The 383-nt window shown below is 60.8% G+C and carries 1 protein-coding gene; it reads left to right on the top strand.

Annotation, left to right across the window (positions count from 1 at the left end):
• Window positions 1-77 precede the first annotated feature (77 nt).
• On the top strand, window positions 78-383 hold a 306-nt coding region (locus WFK95_RS24710), incomplete at its 3' end, for a hypothetical protein (RefSeq protein ID WP_336672300.1).

Genomic DNA, 383 nt, shown 5'->3' with positions numbered 1-383 from the left:
GCCAATGCCGCCGGGCACACAGACAAAACCGGTGAAACCGCCACATGGAACGTCCACTTAGAAGAAGGAATCCACCCATGAGCACCATCTACGACAACAACCTCCGCTCCGCACGCCGCCGCGCGAGGAGCAAGGGCTACGTCCTGACCAAGATCCTGATGCAGGACTCGATCACCGTCTTGGAGTGCAGCGTGTGCCCCGGTGCGTGCACGGCAACCAAGTCCGACCTTGAGCACGGCCACTGGCGCTCACGCAGCTTTGTCTTCGAGGGCTCCCTTGATGAGGTGACCGACTGGCTGAAGTGGCCGCACAAGGATGCCGACCTGGAGACATTTCTGAAGCTTAACCAGCAGACCCGCGCTCTCGTGCTGCGCCTAATCGAC

Source organism: Tsukamurella sp. USMM236, assembly GCF_037148755.1.
In the GTDB taxonomy this organism is placed as follows: domain Bacteria; phylum Actinomycetota; class Actinomycetes; order Mycobacteriales; family Mycobacteriaceae; genus Tsukamurella.
The sequence above is the reverse complement of the archived record's forward strand: the minus strand, read 5'-3'. Positions and strand labels throughout refer to the sequence as shown.